General features: G+C 66.0%; 29 protein-coding genes. 1 reads left to right on the top strand and 28 read right to left on the bottom strand.

The window, feature by feature from the left end:
- Window positions 1-152: 152 nt before the first annotated feature.
- The 27 genes from ACZ5PO_RS27500 to rpsL form a co-directional block, all read right to left on the bottom strand.
- Window positions 153-743, bottom strand: coding sequence for an adenylate kinase (locus ACZ5PO_RS27500; protein WP_464185292.1), 591 nt, complete (start codon window positions 741-743; stop codon window positions 153-155).
- Window positions 740-2,077 carry a preprotein translocase subunit SecY gene (gene secY, locus ACZ5PO_RS27495; protein WP_464185291.1) on the bottom strand — a complete coding sequence of 446 codons (1,338 nt, stop codon included), beginning with the start codon at window positions 2,075-2,077 and terminating at the stop codon, window positions 740-742. Before secY ends, ACZ5PO_RS27500 begins: the two co-directional genes overlap by 4 nt.
- Window positions 2,078-2,444: 367 nt before the next feature.
- Window positions 2,445-2,933, bottom strand: a complete 489-nt coding sequence (gene rplO, locus ACZ5PO_RS27490) for a 50S ribosomal protein L15 (RefSeq protein WP_464185290.1) — start codon at window positions 2,931-2,933, stop codon at window positions 2,445-2,447.
- A gap of 5 nt (window positions 2,934-2,938) precedes the next feature.
- Window positions 2,939-3,133 carry a 50S ribosomal protein L30 gene (gene rpmD / locus ACZ5PO_RS27485; RefSeq protein WP_464185289.1) on the bottom strand — a complete coding sequence of 65 codons (195 nt, stop codon included), beginning with the start codon at window positions 3,131-3,133 and terminating at the stop codon, window positions 2,939-2,941.
- 11 nt (window positions 3,134-3,144) lie between these two features.
- Window positions 3,145-3,708, bottom strand: a complete 564-nt coding sequence (rpsE, locus tag ACZ5PO_RS27480; protein ID WP_464185288.1) for a 30S ribosomal protein S5 — start codon at window positions 3,706-3,708, stop codon at window positions 3,145-3,147.
- Window positions 3,709-3,880: 172 nt separating this feature from the next.
- Entirely contained in the window at window positions 3,881-4,243 is a 363-nt protein-coding gene (gene rplR / locus ACZ5PO_RS27475; RefSeq protein ID WP_464185287.1) for a 50S ribosomal protein L18, read from the bottom strand.
- Window positions 4,244-4,252: 9 nt separating this feature from the next.
- On the bottom strand, window positions 4,253-4,786 hold the full coding sequence (gene rplF / locus ACZ5PO_RS27470; protein ID WP_464185285.1) for a 50S ribosomal protein L6: 534 nt from the start codon (window positions 4,784-4,786) through the stop codon (window positions 4,253-4,255).
- Between the two features lie 35 nt (window positions 4,787-4,821).
- Window positions 4,822-5,220, bottom strand: coding sequence for a 30S ribosomal protein S8 (gene rpsH / locus ACZ5PO_RS27465; RefSeq protein ID WP_464185284.1), 399 nt, complete (start codon window positions 5,218-5,220; stop codon window positions 4,822-4,824).
- Between the two features lie 13 nt (window positions 5,221-5,233).
- Window positions 5,234-5,539 (bottom strand): 30S ribosomal protein S14, encoded by a 306-nt coding sequence (rpsN, locus tag ACZ5PO_RS27460; protein ID WP_464185282.1) that lies wholly within the window; start codon window positions 5,537-5,539, stop codon window positions 5,234-5,236.
- Window positions 5,540-5,582: 43 nt separating this feature from the next.
- Window positions 5,583-6,233, bottom strand: coding sequence for a 50S ribosomal protein L5 (gene rplE, locus ACZ5PO_RS27455; RefSeq protein ID WP_464185280.1), 651 nt, complete (start codon window positions 6,231-6,233; stop codon window positions 5,583-5,585).
- Window positions 6,226-6,543, bottom strand: coding sequence for a 50S ribosomal protein L24 (gene rplX, locus ACZ5PO_RS27450; protein WP_464185279.1), 318 nt, complete (start codon window positions 6,541-6,543; stop codon window positions 6,226-6,228). The genes rplE and rplX overlap by 8 nt, the downstream gene beginning before the upstream one ends.
- Window positions 6,543-6,911, bottom strand: a complete 369-nt coding sequence (gene rplN / locus ACZ5PO_RS27445; protein ID WP_188608619.1) for a 50S ribosomal protein L14 — start codon at window positions 6,909-6,911, stop codon at window positions 6,543-6,545. Before rplN ends, rplX begins: the two co-directional genes overlap by 1 nt.
- A 101-nt stretch (window positions 6,912-7,012) precedes the next feature.
- Window positions 7,013-7,255 (bottom strand): 30S ribosomal protein S17, encoded by a 243-nt coding sequence (rpsQ, locus tag ACZ5PO_RS27440; protein ID WP_464185278.1) that lies wholly within the window; start codon window positions 7,253-7,255, stop codon window positions 7,013-7,015.
- 10 nt (window positions 7,256-7,265) lie between these two features.
- Window positions 7,266-7,475 (bottom strand): 50S ribosomal protein L29, encoded by a 210-nt coding sequence (gene rpmC / locus ACZ5PO_RS27435; protein WP_464185277.1) that lies wholly within the window; start codon window positions 7,473-7,475, stop codon window positions 7,266-7,268.
- Between the two features lie 11 nt (window positions 7,476-7,486).
- On the bottom strand, window positions 7,487-7,900 hold the full coding sequence (rplP, locus tag ACZ5PO_RS27430) for a 50S ribosomal protein L16 (protein WP_188608622.1): 414 nt from the start codon (window positions 7,898-7,900) through the stop codon (window positions 7,487-7,489).
- A gap of 26 nt (window positions 7,901-7,926) precedes the next feature.
- Window positions 7,927-8,637, bottom strand: a complete 711-nt coding sequence (rpsC, locus tag ACZ5PO_RS27425) for a 30S ribosomal protein S3 (RefSeq protein WP_464185276.1) — start codon at window positions 8,635-8,637, stop codon at window positions 7,927-7,929.
- 10 nt (window positions 8,638-8,647) lie between these two features.
- Window positions 8,648-9,028 (bottom strand): 50S ribosomal protein L22, encoded by a 381-nt coding sequence (gene rplV / locus ACZ5PO_RS27420; RefSeq protein ID WP_464185275.1) that lies wholly within the window; start codon window positions 9,026-9,028, stop codon window positions 8,648-8,650.
- Window positions 9,029-9,030: 2 nt separating this feature from the next.
- Complete coding sequence (rpsS, locus tag ACZ5PO_RS27415) at window positions 9,031-9,309, bottom strand: 30S ribosomal protein S19 (RefSeq protein WP_188608625.1); 279 nt, start codon at window positions 9,307-9,309, stop codon at window positions 9,031-9,033.
- 11 nt (window positions 9,310-9,320) lie between these two features.
- Complete coding sequence (rplB, locus tag ACZ5PO_RS27410; RefSeq protein ID WP_464185273.1) at window positions 9,321-10,157, bottom strand: 50S ribosomal protein L2; 837 nt, start codon at window positions 10,155-10,157, stop codon at window positions 9,321-9,323.
- Between the two features lie 22 nt (window positions 10,158-10,179).
- Window positions 10,180-10,491 carry a 50S ribosomal protein L23 gene (locus ACZ5PO_RS27405; RefSeq protein WP_464185271.1) on the bottom strand — a complete coding sequence of 104 codons (312 nt, stop codon included), beginning with the start codon at window positions 10,489-10,491 and terminating at the stop codon, window positions 10,180-10,182.
- Window positions 10,488-11,108: a 50S ribosomal protein L4 gene (gene rplD, locus ACZ5PO_RS27400; RefSeq protein ID WP_464185270.1), complete on the bottom strand. Its 621-nt coding sequence runs from the start codon at window positions 11,106-11,108 to the stop codon at window positions 10,488-10,490. The genes ACZ5PO_RS27405 and rplD overlap by 4 nt, the downstream gene beginning before the upstream one ends.
- Entirely contained in the window at window positions 11,108-11,857 is a 750-nt protein-coding gene (gene rplC / locus ACZ5PO_RS27395; RefSeq protein WP_464185268.1) for a 50S ribosomal protein L3, read from the bottom strand. The genes rplD and rplC overlap by 1 nt, the downstream gene beginning before the upstream one ends.
- Before the next feature lie 49 nt (window positions 11,858-11,906).
- Window positions 11,907-12,215: a 30S ribosomal protein S10 gene (gene rpsJ, locus ACZ5PO_RS27390; RefSeq protein ID WP_188608688.1), complete on the bottom strand. Its 309-nt coding sequence runs from the start codon at window positions 12,213-12,215 to the stop codon at window positions 11,907-11,909.
- 150 nt (window positions 12,216-12,365) lie between these two features.
- Window positions 12,366-13,556 carry an elongation factor Tu gene (gene tuf / locus ACZ5PO_RS27385; protein ID WP_464185253.1) on the bottom strand — a complete coding sequence of 397 codons (1,191 nt, stop codon included), beginning with the start codon at window positions 13,554-13,556 and terminating at the stop codon, window positions 12,366-12,368.
- Between the two features lie 49 nt (window positions 13,557-13,605).
- The gene (gene fusA, locus ACZ5PO_RS27380; protein WP_464185267.1) at window positions 13,606-15,681 is read right to left on the bottom strand and encodes an elongation factor G; all 2,076 of its coding nucleotides are present in this window, start codon (window positions 15,679-15,681) and stop codon (window positions 13,606-13,608) included.
- 28 nt (window positions 15,682-15,709) lie between these two features.
- Window positions 15,710-16,180, bottom strand: coding sequence for a 30S ribosomal protein S7 (gene rpsG, locus ACZ5PO_RS27375; RefSeq protein ID WP_188612894.1), 471 nt, complete (start codon window positions 16,178-16,180; stop codon window positions 15,710-15,712).
- Window positions 16,181-16,321: 141 nt separating this feature from the next.
- The gene (gene rpsL, locus ACZ5PO_RS27370) at window positions 16,322-16,693 is read right to left on the bottom strand and encodes a 30S ribosomal protein S12 (protein ID WP_188612893.1); all 372 of its coding nucleotides are present in this window, start codon (window positions 16,691-16,693) and stop codon (window positions 16,322-16,324) included.
- Between the two features lie 406 nt (window positions 16,694-17,099).
- Between rpsL and ACZ5PO_RS27365 the strand changes: the two genes are divergently transcribed.
- On the top strand, window positions 17,100-17,429 hold the full coding sequence (locus ACZ5PO_RS27365) for a cupin domain-containing protein (RefSeq protein ID WP_464185266.1): 330 nt from the start codon (window positions 17,100-17,102) through the stop codon (window positions 17,427-17,429).
- A gap of 155 nt (window positions 17,430-17,584) precedes the next feature.
- Here the strand turns inward: ACZ5PO_RS27365 and rpoC are convergent, their stop codons facing one another.
- The gene (rpoC, locus tag ACZ5PO_RS27360) at window positions 17,585-21,811 is read right to left on the bottom strand and encodes a DNA-directed RNA polymerase subunit beta' (protein WP_464185265.1); all 4,227 of its coding nucleotides are present in this window, start codon (window positions 21,809-21,811) and stop codon (window positions 17,585-17,587) included.
- Window positions 21,812-21,986: the final 175 nt, after the last annotated feature.

Here is a 21,986-nt window from a genome sequence, read left to right as displayed (position 1 = left end):
CCGAGCCGCCGCTCTGCGGCAGCTTGCTTTTCATCCCGCATCCGGTGGAGGCCGGCCCCGCGGGGGCTCAAAAGAAAACGTGCGGCACCGCCCTTCCGGGGAAGGCACGCGGTGTCGCATGAGTGGAAGCGGGTCCCTTAGCGGCTTTCGCTTCAGGCGTCAACCTTCTCCAGCACCCGCACGATATCGTCCGTCACCTCGTCGATGGGCTTCGACCCGTCGACCTCGGTGAGCTGCCCCCGGGTCTTGTAATAGGGCGCGACGACGGCGGTATCGCGGTTGTAGGCGGCCAGCCGTGTCTTGAACACCTCAGGATCATCGTCGGCCCGGACCTCTTCACCGCGCGCTTTTGTCTCGGCTGCGCGCGTCAGAATGCGGTCGACGAGACCCGCCTGATCGACCTTGAGCTCGATGACCGCGTCTAGCGCCAGCCCCTTGTTGTCGAGCATCCGCTCCAGCGCTTCCGCCTGTGCCACCGTACGCGGGAAACCGTCGAGAATGAAGCCGCGCTTGGCGTCCGCCTCCTCGACGCGATCGGACACGATGCCGATGACGATGTCATCCGAAACGAGCTGCCCCGCATCCATCACCGCCTTGGCCTTGAGGCCGATCGGCGTGCCGGCTGCCACCGCCGCACGCAGCATGTCGCCGGTCGATAGCTGCGGAATGTCGTAGCGTTGCATCAGCCGCTTGGACTGGGTTCCCTTCCCCGCGCCCGGCGGTCCGAGCAAGATCAATCTCATCGACGGCGTCCCCCTTTCAGTCTCGCCTTCTTCACCAGCCCCTCGTACTGGTGGGCCAGCAGATGCCCGTGTACCTGCGCAACCGTATCCATGGTCACGCTGACGACGATCAGCAGCGATGTCCCGCCGAAATAGAACGGCAGCGACGCATATGAGATCAGGACTTCGGGGATGAGGCAAATGATTGCGAGATACGCCGCCCCGATCACCGTGATCCGCGTCAGCACGTAGTCGATGTAGTCGGCGGTCCGCTCCCCCGGACGGATGCCCGGAATGAAGCCGCCGTGCTTCTTCAGATTGTCTGCCGTCTCAGTCGGATTGAACACGATCGCAGTGTAGAAAAAGGCGAAGAAGATTATCAAGGCGACATAGAGCACCATGTACGCCGGCCGGCCATGGCCGAGGTAGGTGGCCAGCAGCGACAGGAAGCCGGTGCCCCCGCTTTGCTGCGAGAAGCTGGCGATGGTGGTGGGCAGCAGCAGCAGCGACGAGGCGAAGATCGGCGGGATGACGCCGGCGGTATTGAGCTTCAGCGGCAGGAACGATGTCTGGCCTTCATACTGCCGATTGCCGACCTGACGCTTGGGGTAGTTGATCAGCAGCCGGCGCTGGGCGCGCTCGACGAAGACGATGAAGGCGATGATGACGACAGCCATCGCCAACACGCCCAGGATGATGCCCGTCGACAACGCGCCCTGACGCCCGAGCTCCAGGGTGCCGGCGATCGCCTGGGGCAGCTCCGCGACGATGCCGGCGAAGATGATCAGCGACGAGCCGTTGCCGATGCCACGCGAGGTGATCTGCTCGCCGAGCCACATCAGGAACATGGTGCCGCCGACCAGCGTGATCACCGTGGAGACGCGGAAGAACACGCCGGGCTCGAGCACGACGTTGCCGGAGCCCTCCAGGCCGGCCGCGATGCCGTAGGCCTGGAAGATCGCCAGCACCACCGTGAGATAGCGCGTGTACTGATTGATGACCTTACGGCCCTGCTCGCCCTCTTTCTTCAGCTGCTCGAGCGACGGCACGATGCTCGTCAGCAGCTGGATGATGATCGATGCCGAGATATACGGCATGATGTTGAGGGCGAAGATCGCCAGACGGCCGACGGCGCCGCCGGAGAACATGTTGAACAGGCCGAGCACGCCGCCCTGGGTCTGGCGGAAAATGTCGGCCACCGCCTCCGGATTGATGCCGGGCAGCGGGATGTAGGTGCCGAGGCGATAGACGATCAGCGCGCCGAGCGTGAACCAGATCCGCTTCTTCAGCTCCTCGGCCTTGGCCAAAGCACCGAAGTTCAGATTCTGCGCAAGCTGTTCCGCTGCCGATGCCATTCTTGTGTCCTTCGATCCCGGAACTGGCCGCCGAGGCGGTCCCCCTATATGGGGTCGACGCCGCGTTGCTTTCCAGCCGGATCAGATCTGTCGGCCCGAGGCAAGTCGCCCCAACCCCGCAGCGCCTCCCGACGGCCGGAGCCATCCGATCGAAGAGAAGCGCTCCCGTATTCAAAGAGCTGGAGCGCCTCCCGGTCCGGCGGCCCCGCCCGACCCGGAGACAGGCTCAACCCATCGGATCGGCGTCCGGCTCCGCCCGATGCGCCGGCCGACGACCCTGAGCCCAAGGGACCAAGGCCGTCGTCATGCGCAGCGCGCGAGCCATCGCGGAGCGGGAACCGGCCCGCTCCGCGGCACCCGAACGGGCTCAGGCGGCCGCCGGAGCCTCGTCCGCCTCGGCGGCCAGGATCTTAACCGAACCGCCGGCCTTCTCCACCGCCTCGACGGCGGTCTTGGAGGCCCGGGCGACCTCGAGCGTCACCTTGGCCTTGAGATCGCCGACGCCGAGGATCTTGACGCCGTCGCGCGGCTTCGAGCAGACGCCCGCCGCCACCAGCGTCTCGATGGTGATGGCGGTCCCCGCGTCGAGCTTGCCCGCGTCGATCGCCTGCTGCAGGCGGCCGAGGTTGACCTCGTTCAGATCCTTGCGGAAGGGGTTCCAGAAGCCGCGCTTGGGCAGACGGCGATGCAAGGGCATCTGACCGCCTTCGAAGCCCTTCACGCGCACGCCGCTACGGGACTTCTGACCCTTGACGCCGCGCCCGGCGGTCTTGCCCTTGCCGGAGCCGATGCCGCGCCCGACGCGCATGCGCTCCTTGGTGGCACCGGGATTGTCGTGGATGTCGGTGAGCTTCATGGTGTTCACTCCCCGTCCACGACGCGAACGAGGTGCTTCACCCGCTCGATCATGCCGCGCGTGGCAGGCGTGTCGGGCAGCGTGGAGCGCCGGCTGATCTTATTGAGACCGAGGCCGATCAGCGTCTGTCGCTGAGTGGCGACGCGACGGATCGGGCTGCCGATCTGCTCGACGGTGACGGTCTTGCCTTGCTGTGCCATGCCATCCTCCCTCAGGCCTCGGCACCCGCCGCATCGACCTCGGCGTCACGACGCCGGGACTGCAGCGTGGACACCTTGAGGCCGCGGCGGGCGGCGACCGAGCGCGGGCTGTCCTCGTGCTTCAAGGCATCGAAGGTGGCGCGCACCAGGTTGTAGGGGTTCGACGAGCCGAGCGACTTCGCCACGACGTCGTGCATGCCGAGCGTCTCGAACACGGCGCGCATGGGGCCGCCGGCGATGATGCCGGTACCCGCAGGCGCCGCCCGCAGCAGGACCTTGCCCGCGCCCCAACGGCCGGCGACGTCATGGTGCAGGGTGCGGCCTTCCCGCAGCGGCACGCGCACCAACGCGCGCTTGGCCGCGTCGGTCGCCTTGCGGATCGCCTCGGGAACCTCGCGGGCCTTGCCGTGGCCGTAGCCGACGCGCCCCTTCTGGTCGCCGACCACCACGAGCGCGGCGAAGCCGAAGCGCCGGCCGCCCTTCACCACCTTGGCGACGCGGTTGATGTGGACGAGCCGGTCCACGAACTCGCTGTCGCGTTCGCGCTCCTCGCGCGATTGCCTGTCTCTTGCCATGCCTATCTCACTTCCGCGGGATGCGGCGATCCCGCTCGCTCGATGTTTCGTATCATCCGCCGCAAATCGACGACACTTCTCCGACGGTCGGCCCTCCCGGAACCCGGAACGGCAAATCCGGCCCTACCGAGGCCGGACACCATGCCATCCGAAATCCCGGACGGAACAGCCGTCAGAAATTCAAGCCGCCTTCACGGGCGGCGTCAGCCAGCGCCTTGACGCGGCCGTGGTAGATGTACGACCCGCGGTCGAACACGACGTCCTTGACGCCGGCCGCGACAGCGCGCTCCGCCACGAGCTTGCCGATGGCCTTGGCGGCCTCGACCGTGGCGCCGGTCTTCAGGCCCCCGCGCACCTCTTTCTCCACCGTGGAGGCAGAGGCGAGCGTGTGGCCGTTGGCGTCGTCGATCACCTGCGCATAGATCTGCTTGGACGACCGAAACACCGACAGGCGCGGGCGGCCATTGGCCGCCGCCCGCAGGGAGCGCCGAACGCGCGCCTTGCGGCGATCGCTCGAACTGAGATTCCCAGCCATCTTCGCTCCTTACTTCTTCTTGCCTTCCTTGCGGAAGATGAATTCGCCGGCGTACTTGACGCCCTTGCCCTTGTAGGGCTCCGGACCGCGGAACTCGCGGATCTCGGAGGCGACCTGACCGACCTGCTGCTTGTCGATGCCGGCGACGATCACTTCGGTCGGCTTCGGCGTCGTGATGGTGATGCCGGACGGGATCGCGAAGTCGATGTCGTGGCTGTAGCCGAGCGACAGCTTCAACGTCTTGCCCGCCATCGCCGCCTTGTAGCCGACGCCGTTGATCTCGAGCTTCTTCTCGAAGCCCTTGGTCACGCCTTCGACCAGATTGGCGACGCGCGAGCGCGACATGCCCCACATGGCGCGGGCACGCTTGCTTTCGCCGCGCGGCGCCACCGAGATGGCGCCGTCCTTCAACGACACGTCGACGTCCTGCGGCACAGCAAAGGACAGCTCGCCCTTCCCGCCCTTGACCTTGACCAATTGCCCGTCGACCGTGGCCGTCACGCCGGACGGCACGGTCACCGGCTTCTTTCCGATACGAGACATCTGTTCGTCCCCCGTGGTTCGTTCAGCGCCGCCGGTCAGAAGACCTTGCAGAGCACTTCGCCGCCCACGTTGCTCTCGCGGGCCGCGTGGTCGGCCATCACGCCCTTGGGCGTCGAGAGAATGGTGATACCGAGGCCGTCAGCCACGCGCGGCATGGCGTCGACCGACGCATAGACCCGGCGGCCGGGCTTGGAGACGCGCTCGATCGAGCGGATCACCGGATGGCCGTCGAAGTACTTGAGCTCGATTTCGAACTCGGTACGGCCATTGCCGTACTCCGTTGTCGAAAAGCCGCGGATGTAGCCTTCCTGCTGCAGCACCTCGAGCACGCGGGCGCGCAGCGTGGAGCCAGGACTGGTCACCCGCCCGCGCCGGCGCATCTGCGCGTTGCGGATTCGGGTGAGCATATCGCCGAGCGGATCGTTCACTGCCATGATCGGTCCCTCCTCACCAGCTCGACTTCACGAGGCCCGGGATCAAGCCCTGCGAGCCGAGCTCGCGCAGCGCGACGCGGGACATCTTGAGCTTCCGGTAGTAGGCGCGCGGCCGGCCGGTCACCTCGCAACGATTGCGGATGCGCGTCGGGTTGGCGTTGCGGGGCAGCTGGGCCAGCTTGAGAACCGCCTCGAAGCGCTCCTCGATCGGCTTGGTCCGGTCCTCGGCGATGGCCAGGAGCCGCGTGCGTTTGCCCTCGTAGCGAGCCACCAGCTTGCGCCGGTGGTTGTTCTTCTCGACTGAACTCTTCTTTGCCATGTCTAGTGGTCTCCGGTGTCCGCGTCTGAGCAGATGGGCCTGCTCACTGCCGGAACGGGAAGTTGAAATGCTTCAGCAGCGCGCGCGCCTCGGCGTCGGTCTTGGCCGTGGTGCACACGATCACATCCATGCCCCACATGGTATCGACCTTATCGTAGTCGATCTCCGGGAACACAATGTGCTCCTTGATGCCGAGGGCGAAGTTGCCACGGCCGTCGAAGGACTTCGGGTTCAGCCCACGGAAGTCACGCACCCGGGGCAGAGCCACGTTGATCAGCCGATCGACGAACTCATACATGCGCACCTTGCGCAGTGTCACCTTGGCGCCGATCGGCATGTTCTCGCGCACCTTGAAGGAGGCGATGGCCGTGCGGGCGCGGGTGACCACGGCCTTCTGGCCGGCGATCTGGCCAAGATCGGTTGCGGCGATGGTGGCCTTCTTGGAATCGTTCACCGACTCGCCGACGCCCATGTTGAGCACGATCTTGTCGAGACGCGGCACTTCCATGGGGTTCTTGTAGCCGAACTCCTCGATGAGCTTCGGCCGCACCACCTCGTCGTAATACGCGCGCAGGCGCGGCGCGTAGCCCTCCGGCAAGCGCGGCCGCGCGCCGGTCTTCGGGGCGCCGTCGCCCTTGGCAGCCTTCGGAGCCTTCTCCTTGGCGACCTTCCTGCTGTCCTTGACGTCAGCCATCGATCAGATCTCCCGAGCGCTTGGCGAAGCGCACCTTGCGACCATCATCCAGGACCTTGAAGCCGACGCGGGTCGGCTTGCCGTCCTTGGGATCGGCCACGGCCAGGTTGGACAGGTGCAGCGACGCCTCCTTGTTGACGATGCCGCCCTCCTGGCTCTGGGTCTGGCGCTGGTGGCGCTTGACCACGTTGACACCACGGACGAGCGCACGCTCGTCCTTGGGCAGCACCTGGATGACCTCGCCGGTCTTGCCCCGGTCACGGCCGGTGAGCACGACGACCTTGTCGCCCTTCTTGATTTTCGCGGCCATCAGAGCACCTCCGGCGCGAGCGAAATGATCTTCATGTGGTTACGGGCGCGGAGCTCGCGCGGCACCGGCCCGAAGATGCGGGTGCCGATCGGCTCCTTCTGGTTGTTGATCAGGACCGCGGCATTGCGGTCGAAGCGGATGACCGAGCCGTCGGCGCGGCGGATGTCCTTGGCGGTGCGCACGACCACCGCCTTCATCACGTCGCCCTTCTTCACGCGGCCGCGCGGGATCGCCTCCTTGACGGAGACGACGATCACGTCGCCGACGCCAGCGTACTTACGCTTGGAGCCGCCCAGCACCTTGATGCACATCACCCGGCGCGCGCCGGAATTGTCCGCGACATCCAGGTTGGTCTGCATTTGGATCATGGCATAGATCCTTTCTCTGTCTCAGCCGGTTTCCGGTGTCTCACAGCCGCCGGACTACGTCTGACGGGGATCTGGCGTCCCCTCGCCGTTGGAATGATCGGTCAGGCCTCGGCTTCGCTCGCCAGCGCAACCCAGGATTTGGTCTTCGAGATCGGCTTCGATTCCTCGATGCGGACCACGTCGCCCACCTTGAACACGTTGCCCTCATCGTGGGCGTGGTAGTTCTTGGTGCGGCGCACGGTCTTCTTCAACAGCGGATGGGTGAAGCGCCGCTCCACCTTCACCACGATAGTCTTGTCGCCCTTGTCGCTGACGACGGTGCCCTGGAGAACGCGCTTCGGCATCCCCGCCTCCTCAAGCCTGCGAGGCTGCAGCGGTCCGCTGCAGCGTGCGGATGCGGGCGATGTCACGACGGACCTCGCGCACGCGGTTCGTGTTCTCGAGCTGGCCGGTGGCTCGCTGGAAGCGCAGGTTGAACTGCTCCTTCTTGAGCTTCAGCAGCTCGTCGTGGAGCTGGTCGGTCGACAGCCGCTTGAGGTCGGCCAGCCTTTGCGTCGTCTTCATGGCTCGTCCTCTCAGTCGGCGATGCGCTGAATGAAGCGCGTCTTGATCGGCAGCTTGGCGGCGCCGAGACGCAGCGCCTCGCGCGCGATCTCCTCGTTCACGCCGTCGAGCTCGAACATGATGCGGCCCGGCTTGACGCGCGCCGCCCAGTAGTCCGGCGCGCCCTTGCCCTTACCCATGCGCACCTCGGTCGGCTTGTCCGACACCGGCACGTCCGGGAAGATACGGATCCAGACGCGGCCAGCGCGCTTCATGTGGCGCGTGATGGCACGTCGGGCAGCCTCGATCTGGCGCGCAGTGACGCGCTCCGGCTCGAGCGCCTTGAGCCCGAACTCACCGAAATTGAGGTCCGTCCCGCCCTTCGCGACGCCGTGGATGCGGCCCTTGAACTGCTTACGGAACTTGGTCTTCTTGGGCGACAGCATGTGTCCTGCTCCTCACCGTCGCGTCCTCAATGGGACGCGTCGGCCCCGCGGCGACCCTGCGAACGGCCGCCGTCATCGTTCATCTTCTTGTCCTGCGCCATCGGGTCATGATCGAGGATCTCGCCCTTGAAGATCCACACCTTGATCCCGCACGTGCCGTAGGTGGTGAACGCGGTCGCGGTGCCGTAGTCGACATCGGCGCGCAGCGTGTGCAGCGGAACGCGGCCTTCGCGGTACCACTCCATGCGCGCGATCTCGGCGCCCCCGAGCCGGCCCGAACAATTGATCCGGATGCCTTCCGCGCCCAGACGCATGGCCGACTGCACGGCACGCTTCATGGCGCGCCGGAAGGCGACACGGCGCTCGAGCTGCTGGGCGATCGACTCGGCCACCAGGGTCGCGTCGACTTCCGGCTTGCGCACCTCGACGATGTTGATGGCGACGTCCGCGTCGGTCATCTTGGCCACGGTCTTGCGCAGCTTGTCGATGTCCGCGCCCTTCTTGCCGATGACGACGCCGGGGCGCGCCGAATAGATCGTGACGCGGCACTTCTTGTGCGGGCGCTCCACGACGATCTTCGACACCGCCGCCTGCTTCAGCATCTTGCGCAGCGTATCGCGGATGCGGATGTCCTCGTGCAGCAGCTGCCCGTACTCACCCTTGCGGGCGAACCACCTGGAATCCCAGGTGCGGTTGATGCCGAGACGAAGCCCGATCGGATTGACCTTCTGACCCATTGTCCCGTCCTCAGGCTGTGGCCGGCGTTTCGCGAACCACGATGGTGAGGTTCGAGAAAGGCTTTTCGATACGCGCCCCACGGCCGCGGGCGCGGGCATGGAAGCGCTTCATGACCAGCGACTTGCCGACGAACGCTTCGGCTACGACGAGGTCGTCCACGTCGAGGTCGTGGTTGTTCTCGGCGTTGGCGATGGCGCTCTCCAGCGCCTTGCGCACGTCGACGGCGATGCGCTTGCGGCTGAACTCCAGATCCGCGAGCGCCGTCGACACTTTCTTGCCGCGGATCAGCGCGGCAACGAGGTTCAGCTTCTGCGGCGAGACCCGGAGGTTGCGCGCGACGGCCTTGGCCTCGTTGTCGGCGAGCGCGCGGGGGGCGGCTGCCTTACCCATGCTTACCTCCTCTTCGCCTTCTTGTCCGCCGCATGGCCGTGGAAGGTCCGCGTCGGGGAAAACTCGCCGAACTTATGTCCGACCATCTCCTCGGTGACCATCACCGGGATGTGCTTGTGGCCGTTGTAGACGCCGAACGTCACGCCCACGAACTGCGGCAGGATCGTGGAGCGGCGGCTCCAGATCTTGACCACTTCCGAGCGCCCGGAGGCGCGCACCGCATCTGCCTTCTTGAGCAGATATCCGTCGACGAACGGACCTTTCCAAACCGAACGTGCCATCGTGCCGTTCCTTACTTCTTCCGCTTGTGGCGGCTCGAGACGATGAAGGCGTCGGTCCGCTTGTTGGAGCGAGTCTTCTTGCCCTTGGTCGGCAGGCCCCAGGGGGTCACCGGGTGACGGCCGCCCGAGGTGCGGCCTTCGCCGCCGCCGTGCGGGTGGTCGATCGGGTTCATCGTGACGCCGCGATTGTGCGGCCGACGGCCCAGCCAGCGCGTGCGGCCGGCCTTGCCCATGTTGATGTTCATGTGGTCGGGGTTCGACACCGCGCCCACCGTGCCGTAGCACTGGCCGTGCGCCAGCCGCTGCTCACCCGAGTTGAGCCGCAGGATGACGTAGCCCTGGTCGCGACCGACGATCTGGGCATAGGTGCCAGCGGATCGCGCCAGCGCGCCGCCCTTGCCGATCTTGGTCTCGATGTTGTGCACGATCGTGCCGATCGGCATGTTGCCGAGCGGCATCGCGTTGCCCGGCTTGATGTCGACCTGGTCGCCCGCGACCACCGTGTCGCCCACCGCCAGGCGCTGCGGCGCCAGGATGTAGGCGAGCTCGTCGTCGGCGTAGCGAATCAGCGCGATGAAAGCGGTGCGGTTGGGATCGTACTCGATCCGCTCCACCTTCGCGCTCACGCCCGGCTTGCCCCGCCGCTTGAAATCGACGAGCCGGTAGGTCCGCTTATGGCCGCCGCCGCGGAAGCGGACGGTGACGCGACCGTTATTGTTGCGCCCGCCCGAGCCGGACTTGCCTTCGGTCAGGGTCTTGACCGGCTTGCCCTTGTAGAGCTCCGAGCGGTCGACGAGCACCAGCTGGCGCGTGCTCGGCGTAATCGGATTAAAGGATTTCAGTGCCATAGCTGCAGCTTTCCGTGTCCGCTCAGAGGCCCGTCGTCACGTCGATGGAGAACCCGTCGACGAGGGTGACGACCGCCTTCTTCACGTCCGAGCGCTGCCCGAGCGTGTTGCGGAAGCGCTTCACCTTGCCCTTGGTGACCAGCGTGTTGACGCTCGCCACCTTGACGTCGAAGAGCGTCTCGACCGCCGCTTTGATAGCGGGTTTGGTCGCGGTCTTCGCCACGCGAAACACGACCTTGTTGTGTTCCGACAGCAGGGTCGCCTTCTCCGTGATCACCGGGCTCAGGATCACGTCGTAATGGCGGGCGTCGGTGGGACGAGATTCGCGGCTCATTTGAAGCGCGCCTCCAGCGCATCCACTGCCGCCTTGGTCAGCACGAGCTTGTCCCGGCGCAGGATGTCGTAGACGTTGATGCCGGTCACCGGCAGCACGTCCACATCGGGAATGTTGCGGGCGGCGAGGCGGAAGTTGCCGTCCACCTCGGCGCCGTCGACGATGAGCGCGCTGGCGAAGCCCAGCTTGCCGAGCTGCGCACGCAGCGCCTTGGTCTTGGCCTCGGCCAGCGCCGCGCTCTCGAGCACGACGATGGCATCGTCCTTGGCCTTGGCCGAGAGCGCATGCTTGAGCGCCAGCGCCCGCACCTTCTTGGGCAGATCGTGGCTGTGATCGCGCACCACCGGGCCGAAGGCCTTGCCGCCGCCGCGGAACTGCGGCGCCTTGGCCGAGCCGTGGCGGGCGCTGCCGGTGCCCTTCTGCTTGTACATCTTGCGCGTGGTGCGCGAGATCTCGGCGCGGCCGAGCGTCTTGTGCGTGCCGGCCTGCCGCCGGGCGAGCTGCCAGCGTACATAACGGTGGATCAGGTCGACGCGCGGCTCCAGGCCGAAGATCGCCTCGTCGAGGTCGACCTGGCCGGCGCTCGCGCCGTCGAGCGTGGTGACATCGAGCTTCATCACGTCGTCTCCTGGCCGTCGGTCGCGGGGGCCTCGGCCGGAGCCTCGGCAACAGCGTCGGGCTGGCCGTCCTCGCGCGCCCGGAACTTGCCCGGCAGCGGCGCATCCTTCGGCAGCGGCCGCTTGACGGCGTCCCGCACCATGATCCAGCCGCCGGCGACGCCCGGCACTGCGCCCTCGACGAGAATGAGGCCGCGCTCGACATCGGTCTGGACGACACGCAGGTTCTGCGTGGTCACCCGCTCGGCGCCGAGATGCCCCGGCATCTTCTTGTTCTTGAACGTCTTGCCCGGATCCTGACGACCGCCGGTGCCGCCGATGGAGCGGTGCGAGATCGACACGCCGTGGGTGGCGCGCAGGCCGCCGAAGTTCCAGCGCTTCATGCCGCCGGCGTAACCCTTGCCCGTGGTCGTGCCGGTCACGTCGACGAACTGGCCGGCGACGAAGTGGTCGGCCGTGATCTCGGCTCCGACCGGAATCAGCTGATCCGGCTCGACGCGGAATTCGGCAACCTTGCGGCGCGGCTCGACCTGAGCCACGGCGAAGTGCCCGCGCTCGGCGCGGCTCACGTTCTTGACCTTGGCCAGACCCGAGCCGACCTGCAGCGCCGTATAGCCGTTCCGCTCGATAGTGCGATGGGCGACCACCTGGCACTGGTCGAGCTTCAGCACCGTCACTGGAACGTGCTCTCCTGAATCAGTGAAGATGCGTGTCATCCCCACCTTCTGTGCAATGACGCCTGAGCGCATTTGCGAATCCTCTAGGGCGTGCTCCGACAACTGACGAGCGCGCCGCTCGTCAGAGCTTGATTTCCACATCCACACCGGCGGCGAGATCGAGCTTCATCAGCGCGTCCACCGTCTGCGGGGTCGGATCGACGATATCGAGCACGCGTTTGTGGGTGCGCATCTCGAACTGCTCACGCGACTTCTTGTCGATGTGGGGCGAGCGGTTGACGGTGAACTTCTCGATGCGCGTCGGCAGCGGGATCGGTCCCCGCACCTGCGCCCCGGTCCGCTTGGCCGTGGAAACGATCTCGCGGGTCGACGCATCGAGAATACGATGGTCGAACGCCTTGAGGCGGATGCGGATATTCTGACCGTTGATCATAAGGACCCCTCCGGCCCGACTAGCTCAAGTGAAATGGGAACACAGCGCCGAGGCGACACGCCCGGGTGCTGACGCACGCCGTCACGTTCGCGACGGCGCTGGCCGCCCTATAGGATGCGGACGGGCCGCATCCGGTTTTTGTCTCGCTTACTCGATGATGGAGGCGACGACGCCGGCGCCGACGGTGCGGCCGCCCTCGCGGATGGCGAAGCGCAGCTTCTCCTCCATGGCGATCGGCGCGATCAGCGTCACTTCCATGGCGATGTTGTCGCCCGGCATCACCATCTCGGTGCCCTCCGGCAGCGTCACCACGCCCGTCACGTCCGTCGTCCGGAAGTAGAACTGCGGCCGGTAGTTGGTGAAGAACGGCGTGTGACGGCCACCCTCCTCCTTCGTCAGGATGTACGCTTCCGCCTTGAACTTCGTGTGCGGCTTCACCGAGCCCGGCTTGCACAGCACCTGCCCGCGCTCAACGTCCTCGCGCTTCGTGCCGCGCAGCAGCGCCCCGATGTTGTCGCCAGCCTGACCCTGGTCCAGCAGCTTGCGGAACATCTCGACGCCCGTCACCGTCGTCTTCTGCGTCGGACGGATGCCGACGATCTCCACTTCCTCGCCCACCTTCACGATGCCGCGCTCGACGCGACCCGTCACCACCGTGCCGCGGCCCGAGATCGAGAACACGTCCTCGACCGGCATCAGGAACGGCATGTCGACCGGACGCTCCGGCTGCGGAATGTAGGCGTCCACCTCTTCCATCAGCTTCAGGATCGCGTCGTGGCCGATCTCCGGGCTCTTGTCCTCCAGCGCGCACAGCGCCGAGCCCTTGACGATCGGAATGTCGTCCCCCGGGAAGTCGTACTTCGACAGCAGCTCGCGGATCTCGAGCTCCACAAGCTCCAGAAGCTCCGCGTCGTCGACCATGTCGACCTTGTTCATGAACACCACCAGCGCCGGCACGCCCACCTGCCGTGCCAGCAGGATGTGCTCGCGCGTCTGCGGCATCGGCCCGTCCGCCGCCGACACAACCAGGATCGCCCCGTCCATCTGCGCCGCGCCCGTGATCATGTTCTTCACGTAGTCGGCGTGACCGGGGCAGTCCACGTGCGCGTAGTGCCGGTTCTTCGTCTCGTACTCAACGTGCGCCGTCGAGATCGTGATGCCGCGCGCCTTCTCCTCCGGCGCCTTGTCGATCTGGTCGTACGCCGTGAACGACGCCCCACCCGTCTCCGCTAGAACCTTCGTGATCGCCGCAGTCAGCGACGTCTTGCCATGGTCAACGTGTCCAATCGTGCCAATGTTGCAGTGCGGCTTCGTCCGCGAAAACTTCTCTTTGGCCATCGTCAGGCTCCTTGAAACTCTGAAAGTCTCGTCATTGAGGATGCAGAAATCAGGCGTACTTCGCCTGGACCTCCTGCGCGACCGCCTGCGGCACCTGCTCGTAGTGGTCGAACTGCATTGTATAGTTGGCCCGGCCCTGGCTGAACGAGCGGAGCTGGTTCACGTAGCCGAACATGTTGGCGAGCGGCACCATGGCGTTGATGACCACCGCGTTGCCGCGCATGTCCTGGCCCTGAATCTGGCCGCGCCGGGAATTCAGGTCGCCGATGACGGAACCAGTATAGTCCTCCGGCGTCACCACCTCGACCTTCATGATCGGCTCGAGCAGGATCGGACCGCCCTTCTGCAGACCCTCGCGCAGTGCTGCGCGCGAGGCGATCTCGAAGGCCAGCGCCGAGGAGTCCACCTCGTGGAAGGCGCCGTCGATCAGCGCCACCTTGATGTCGACCACCGGGAAGCCCGCCAGCACGCCGGAGCCCAGCACGCTGTTCAGGCCCTTCTCGACGCCCGGAATGTATTCCTTGGGCACCGCGCCGCCGACGATCTTCGACTCGAACTCGAAGCCCTTGCCGGCCTCGTTGGGCTCGATCACGAACTTGACGCGCGCGAACTGGCCGGTGCCGCCCGTCTGCTTCTTGTGGGTGTAGTCGATCTCGGCCTTGCGCGTGATGGTCTCGCGGTAGGCCACCTGCGGCGCGCCGATGTTGGCATCGACCTTGTAGGTCCGCTTCAGGATGTCGACCTTGATGTCCAGGTGCAGCTCGCCCATCCCCTTGAGGATGGTCTGGCCGGACTCCTGGTCGGTCGACACCCGGAAGGACGGGTCCTCGTTGGCGAGCTTGGCCAGCGCCAGGCCCAGCTTCTCCTGGTCGGCCTTGGACTTCGGCTCGATGGCGATGGTGATCACCGGCTCGGGGAACTCCATGCGCTCCAGGATCACCGGCTTGTTGGGATCGCACAGCGTGTCGCCGGTGCGGACCTCCTTGAGACCGGCCAGGGCGACGATGTCGCCGGCATAGGCTTCCTTGATGTCCTCGCGGTTGTTGGCGTGCATCAGCAGCATGCGGCCGACGCGCTCGCGCTTCTCGCGGGTCGAGTTCACGAGGCCTGCGCCGGATTCCACCTTGCCCGAGTAGATGCGGCAGAAGGTGATGGTGCCGACGAAGGGGTCGTCCATGATCTTGAAGGCGAGCATGGAGAAGGGATCGCTGTCGGTCGGATGCCGCTCGATCGGCTCCTCCGTCTCCGGATCGATGCCCTTGATGGCTTCGCGATCGGCAGGCGACGGCAGGAAGTCGACGACGGCGTCGAGCAGCGGCTGCACGCCCTTGTTCTTGAAGGCCGAGCCGCACAGCACCGGATGAAAGGCGCGCAGCGCCACCGCCCGGCGCACGAGCCGACGCAGGGTCTCCTCGTCCGGCTCCTGGCCTTCGAGGTAGGCACCCATGGCGTCGTCGTCGAGCTCGACGCAGGCCTCGACCAGCTTGGTGCGGTACTCCTTGGCCTGCTCGGCCAGGTCGGCCGGGATCTCGACCTCGTCGAAGCTGGCGCCGAGCGCCTCGCCCGACCAGACGATCCCCTTCATCTTGATGAGATCGACGACGCCCTGGAAGTTGCTCTCGGAGCCGATCGGCAGCTGCAGGCACACGGGCTTGCCGGCGACGCGATCGATGATGTCGGCGACGCAACGGAAGAAGTCGGCGCCGATCTTGTCCATCTTGTTGACGAACACGATGCGCGGCACGTCGTACTTGTCGGCCTGGCGCCAGACGGTCTCGGTCTGCGGCTCGACGCCCTGGTTGCCGTCGAGCACACAGACGGCGCCGTCGAGCACGCGCAGCGACCGCTCGACTTCAATGGTGAAGTCGACGTGGCCGGGCGTGTCGATGATGTTCAGGCGCTTGCCCCGCCAGAAGCACGTGGTGGCGGCCGACGTGATGGTGATGCCGCGCTCTTGCTCCTGCTCCATCCAGTCCATGGTGGCGGCGCCCTCATGGACCTCGCCGATCTTATGGCTCTTACCGGTGTAGTACAGGATGCGCTCGGTCGTCGTCGTCTTGCCGGCATCGATGTGGGCCATGATGCCGAAGTTACGATAGTCTTCGATGGCGTGGCTGCGGGGCATTGCCGTGTCTCCGAAGGCGCGTCGGTCGTTACCAGCGATAGTGCGAGAAGGCGCGGTTGGCTTCCGCCATGCGGTGCGTGTCCTCGCGCTTCTTCACCGCATTGCCGCGGTTGTTGGAAGCGTCGATGAGCTCCGCCGACAGGCGATCGACCATGGTCTTGTCGTTGCGGGCGCGGGCCGCCTGGATCAGCCAGCGGATGGCCAGCGCCTGGCGGCGATCGGTGCGAACCTCGACCGGCACCTGATAGGTGGCGCCGCCGACGCGGCGCGAGCGGACCTCGATCGCCGGCGCGACATTGTCGAGCGCCTGGCGGAACGCGGCCAGCGGGTCCGACTTGAGCTTGGCTTCGACGATATCGAGGGCACCATAGACGATCGCTTCCGCGACCGACTTCTTGCCGTCGTACATGATCGAGTTCATGAACTTGGTCACGACGACATCATGGAACTTGGCGTCCGGGATGATCTCGCGCTTCTCGGCACTGTGACGACGGGACATCGCTTCGTCCTTGCATCTGGTCCGCTCCCTGCGACGGGAGACATCTGGTCCGTTCGGTCTCCGGCGGCCCACCGCCGGAAGGTTGTCGAGCCCTGGCCATCCGCCTGGCTCGACGCATCATCTGTTCAGGTTTTCGGCGGCCTACTTCGGCCGCTTGGCGCCGTACTTGGAACGGCGCTGCTTGCGGTTCTTGACGCCCTGGGTATCGAGCACGCCGCGCAGGATGTGGTAGCGCACGCCGGGCAGATCCTTGACGCGACCGCCGCGGATCATGACGACCGAGTGCTCCTGCAGATTGTGCCCTTCGCCCGGGATGTAACCGATGACCTCATGGCCGTTCGTCAGCCTGACCTTGGCCACCTTGCGCAGGGCCGAGTTCGGCTTCTTCGGCGTCGTCGTGTAGACGCGGGTGCACACGCCGCGCTTCTGCGGACAGGCGTCCAGCGCCGGCACCTTGTTGCGGGCCTTCTGCGCAACCCGCGGCTTGCGGATGAGCTGACTGATCGTCGGCATCGCGTTCTCTCTTCCGAAACCGCCGGAGCACCACGCCCGCGACGGCCACCACGACCAATGGACAACGAGCCGCGCAGCAAGGCGGCCGAGCCATCCCGAATTGTATTGCGTGACGTTACTCGCGCCCCGCGGATCGACCGCGTACACGCAAAACGAAGCCGCGCCTTCAGCCCTTACGGACGTCCAGCGCGGTCACACGCAGAGGACCACGACGCCGAACGCCGCGATCATGCCCCATCAACGAATGTGTCGCCTGACAGAAGTCAGTGGGTGCTGAGCCGACAGCGTCTAGGGTCGATTGTCTGGGCTGGACGCCCGGACCGGCAACGCCTACTGCCTGTCGAAGTCTGGCGCTTCTACTCTACGAGTCGCTCTGCGTCAACAGGAAACGTCGGGAGTTGCAGCCGTGAACGACAATCTCATCGCGTCCGCAGCGCCCGATCCGCGGGCCGAGCAATTTGACGAGATCCTCGCCCGCCCCGGGGTGCGCATCGAGCGCATCGTGTCGACGGGACAGGCCAGCCCGCCGGGCTTCTGGTACGACCAGCCCCAGGGTGAGTGGGTGCTCCTGCTACGAGGGCACGCCGCCCTGCGCTTCGAGGACGAGGGCGCGGCCCGCGAGCTCCGCCCCGGCGATCACGTCTGGATCGAGCCGCACCGCCGTCACCGGATCGAGCAGACCTCCGCCGACCCGCCGGCGGTCTGGCTTGCGGTGCATATCGGCCCAGCCGATTAGAGACGGACGCTCTCCTCTCGAATCATTATTATTCTATAAGCCATTGTTTAATATTGATATTTTCAAAGTCAGCCGTCCCCTCCCGGCGATCATGTGCTAACGAAAAAGGGCCGCCCGAGGGCGGCCCTTCCGTAGCTTGATCGGCCTGGTGCCGGTCACTCGCCCGCCGACAGCTCCGACGGCACGGGCACCGGAACCGGCGCTGGCGCCGGCACGGGGGCCGGCGTCTGGTGCTGGGCCAGGATGAGGTCGTCGCGGTGCGTCGCGATCTCGCGCAGCGTCGTGGCGAAGGAGCCCGTGCCGGCCGGGATCAGCGAGCCGACGATGACGTTCTCCTTGAGCCCCTCGAGGTCGTCGGTCTTGCCGTTGACCGCCGCCTCGGTGAGCACCCGGGTCGTCTCCTGGAACGAGGCGGCCGAGATGAACGACCGCGTCTGCAGCGAGGCCTTGGTGATGCCGAGCAGCACCGGGTTGCCCGACGCGATCTTCTTGTTCTCGGCGATGAGCAGCTGGTTTGCCGCGTCGAGGTCGAAGCGGTCCACCTGCTCGCCGGCGAGGAACTCCGAATCGCCGGGCTCCGTGATCTCAACCTTCTGCAGCATCTGGCGAACGATCACCTCGATGTGCTTGTCGTTGATGTTCACGCCCTGCAGCCGGTAGACCTCCTGGATCTCGTTGACGAGATAGGCGGCGAGCTCCTCGACGCCCTTGATGGCCAGGATGTCGTGCGGCGCCGGGTTGCCGTCGACGATGAAATCGCCGACCTCGACCACGTCGCCGTCCTGCAGGTGGATGTGCTTGCCCTTCGGGATCAGGTACTCGACCGGCTCCGACCCGTCGTGCGGCTCCAAGGACAGGCGGCGCTTGTTCTTGTAGTCGCGGCCGAAGCGGACCGTTCCGGACTTCTCGGCGATGATCGCCGCCTCCTTGGGACGCCGCGCCTCGAACAGCTCCGCCACGCGCGGCAGACCGCCCGTGATGTCGCGCGTCTTGGCGCTGTCCATGGGAATGCGGGCCAGGACGTCGCCGGCCTTGACCGTGCCGCCCGGATCGACGGCGATGATGGCGTCCACCGGCAGCAGCGAACGGGCATCGCTGCCGCGCAGCAGCTTGGCGATCTTGCCGCCCTGCATGACGACGATCGCCGGCTTCAGGTCCGCCGTGCGTGACGACGAGCGCCAGTCGATGACCATGCGCTTGGCGATACCGGTCGCCTCGTCCACGGTCTCGGTGAGCGAGGCGCCCTCGACCAGGTCCTCGAAGCCGACGGTGCCGTCGACCTCGGTCAGCACCGGGCGGGTATAGGGGTCCCACTCGGCGATGCGCTGACCGCGCTTGACCTGGTCGCCGTCGTCCACCTTGAGCCGCGAGCCGTACTGGATGCGGTGCACCGCCCGCTCCTGCCCGTCCGGCCCGACGATGACGACCGAGATGTTGCGCGCCAGCGCCACCAGCTGGCCGTCCGAGTTGCGCGCCACGTGCCGGTTGCGCAGCTGGACAGTGCCCTCGAAATTCGTCTCGATGAACGACTGGTCGGCGATCTGCGCGGCACCGCCAATGTGGAAGGTGCGCATGGTGAGCTGCGTGCCGGGCTCGCCGATCGACTGGGCGGCGATGACGCCCACCGCCTCGCCCATGTTGACCGTCGTGCCGCGGGCCAGGTCGCGGCCGTAGCAGGTCGCGCACACGCCGTTCTTCGACTCGCAGGTCAGCACCGAGCGGATCTTCACCCCTTGCACGCCGGCCGTCGTGATCGGCTCGACGTGACGCTCCTCGATCATAGTGCCGGTGGGCACGATGACATTGCCTTCCGCGTCGAGCACGTCCTCGGCCGCCGTCCGGCCCAGGACGCGCGAGATCAGCGACGCCACCACCTGGCCGGCGTCGACGATCGCCCGCATGCTGATGCCGTTGACGGTGCCGCAATCGGTCTCGCGGATGACGGCGTCCTGCGCCACGTCGACCAGACGGCGGGTCAGGTAACCCGAGTTCGCCGTCTTGAGCGCCGTGTCGGCCAGCCCCTTACGGGCACCGTGCGTCGAGTTGAAGTACTCGAGCACGTCGAGGCCTTCCTTGAAGTTCGAGATGATGGCGCTCTCGATGATCTCGCCCGACGGCTTGGCCATCAGGCCGCGCATGGCGGCGAGCTGCTTCATCTGCGCCGGCGAGCCGCGGGCGCCCGAATGGGCCATCATGTAGATGGAGTTGACCGGCTTATCGCGGCCGTTCTCGTCCTTCTGCACGGTGGAGATACCCACCATCATCTCGGCGGCGAGCTTGTCGGAGCACTTGGCCCAGGCATCGACCACCTTGTTGTACTTCTCGCCCTGGGTGATCAGGCCGTCCTGGTACTGCTGCTCGTAATCCTTCACCAGCGCGCGCGTCTGGTCGACCACCGTCCACTTGTTGGGCGGCACCACCATGTCGTCCTTGCCGAACGAGATGCCCGCCTTGAACGCGTGGTGGAAACCGAGGCCCATGATGCGGTCGCAGAAGATGACCGATTCCTTCTGACCGCAACTGCGGTAGACGGTGTCGATCATGTTCGAGATTTCCTTCTTGGTCATGAGCTTGTTCACGACGTCGAAGGGCACCTTCGCGTGCTTGGGCAGCACGCGCGACAGGATCACGCGGCCGGGGGTGGTGTCATAGATGCGCGTCACCGGCGCGCCGTTCTCGTCGAGCCCGGACCAGCGGTACTTGATCTTCGAGTGCAGCGTGATGATCCGCTCGGCCAGCGCATGCTCGAGCTCGCCGATCTCGCCGTAGACGCCCTGCATCGGGTTGCCGGTGTTGCCCGGCTTGAACTCGCCCGGCTCGCCGTCGGAGATGATCGACAGATAATAGAGCCCGAGCACGATGTCCTGCGACGGCACGATGATCGGGGCACCGTTGGCCGGGTGCAGGATGTTGTTCGTCGACATCATCAGCACGCGCGCTTCCAGCTGCGCCTCGAGCGACAGCGGCACGTGCACAGCCATCTGGTCGCCGTCGAAGTCGGCGTTGAAGGCGGCGCAGACCAGCGGATGCAGCTGGATCGCCTTGCCCTCGATCAGCACCGGCTCGAACGCCTGGATGCCCAGGCGGTGCAGCGTCGGCGCCCGGTTCAACATCACCGGGTGCTCGCGGATGACCTCGTCGAGGATATCCCAGACTTCGGGCTTCTCCTTCTCGACCAGCTTCTTGGCCTGCTTCACGGTCGAGGCATGGCCCTTCGCGTCGAGCCGCGAATAGATGAACGGCTTGAACAGCTCGAGCGCCATCTTCTTGGGCAGGCCGCACTGGTGCAGCTTGAGCTCGGGACCGACGACGATGACCGACCGGCCCGAATAGTCGACGCGCTTGCCCAGCAGGTTCTGCCGGAAGCGGCCCTGCTTGCCCTTCAGCATGTCGGCGAGCGACTTCAGCGGACGCTTGTTGGCGCCGGTGATGACGCGGCCACGGCGGCCGTTGTCGAACAGCGCGTCGACAGCCTCCTGCAGCATGCGCTTCTCGTTGCGGATGATGATGTCCGGCGCGCGCAGCTCAATCAGCCGCTTCAGGCGGTTGTTGCGGTTGATGACGCGGCGATAGAGATCGTTGAGGTCGGACGTGGCGAAGCGCCCGCCGTCGAGCGGCACCAGCGGACGCAGGTCCGGCGGGATCACCGGCACGACCGTCAGGATCATCCACTCCGGCTTGTTGCCCGACATCTGGAACGCCTCGATGATCTTGAGGCGCTTCATCAGCTTCTTGGGCTTGAGCTCCGACGTGGTGGTGGCGATCTCCTCGCGGATGTCGATCTGGATCTTGTCGAGGTCCAGGTTGCGCAGCAAGTCGCGGATCGCTTCGGCGCCGATCTTGGCGGTGAAGCTGTCCTCGCCGTACTCGTCCTGGGCGCGCAGGTAGTCGTCCTCCGACAGGAGCTGACGATCCTTCAGCGGCGTGATGCCGGGATCGAGCACCACGTAGGACTCGAAATACAGGATGCGCTCCAGGTCCTTCAGCGTCATGTCGAGCAGGAGCCCGATGCGCGACGGCAGCGACTTCAGGAACCAGATGTGCGCCACGGGAGCCGCGAGCTCGATGTGGCCCATGCGCTCGCGCCGGACGCGCGCCAGGGTGACCTCGACGCCGCACTTCTCGCAGATGACGCCCTTGTACTTCATGCGCTTGTACTTACCGCACAAGCACTCGTAATCCTTGATCGGCCCGAAGATGCGAGCACAGAACAGGCCGTCCCGCTCGGGCTTGAACGTACGGTAGTTGATCGTTTCCGGCTTCTTGATCTCGCCGTACGACCACGACAGGATCTTCTCCGGGCTGGCGATCGAAATCTTGATCTTGTCGAACGTCACCGCCGGGGTCTGGGTGTTGAAGAGATTCATGACCTCTTGATTCATCACCGTCTCCTTGCAAACACTTGGACAGCAGAGCCGTATCCGGCTCGCCCATCCGCGAGGCTCATCGCCTCTTCATCTCGGGGGCCGGGCTCCTCCAGGAGCCCGGATCAGCCGGGGCACGCCGCATGGGCCTGGGCACGCCAACCGGCTGGATCACGCACGGCTTCGGCCAAGG

The organism is Chelatococcus sp. KU-N122 (assembly GCF_055391085.1).
Note: the sequence above shows the minus strand (reverse complement) of the source record. Positions and strands in the feature narration are given on the sequence as shown.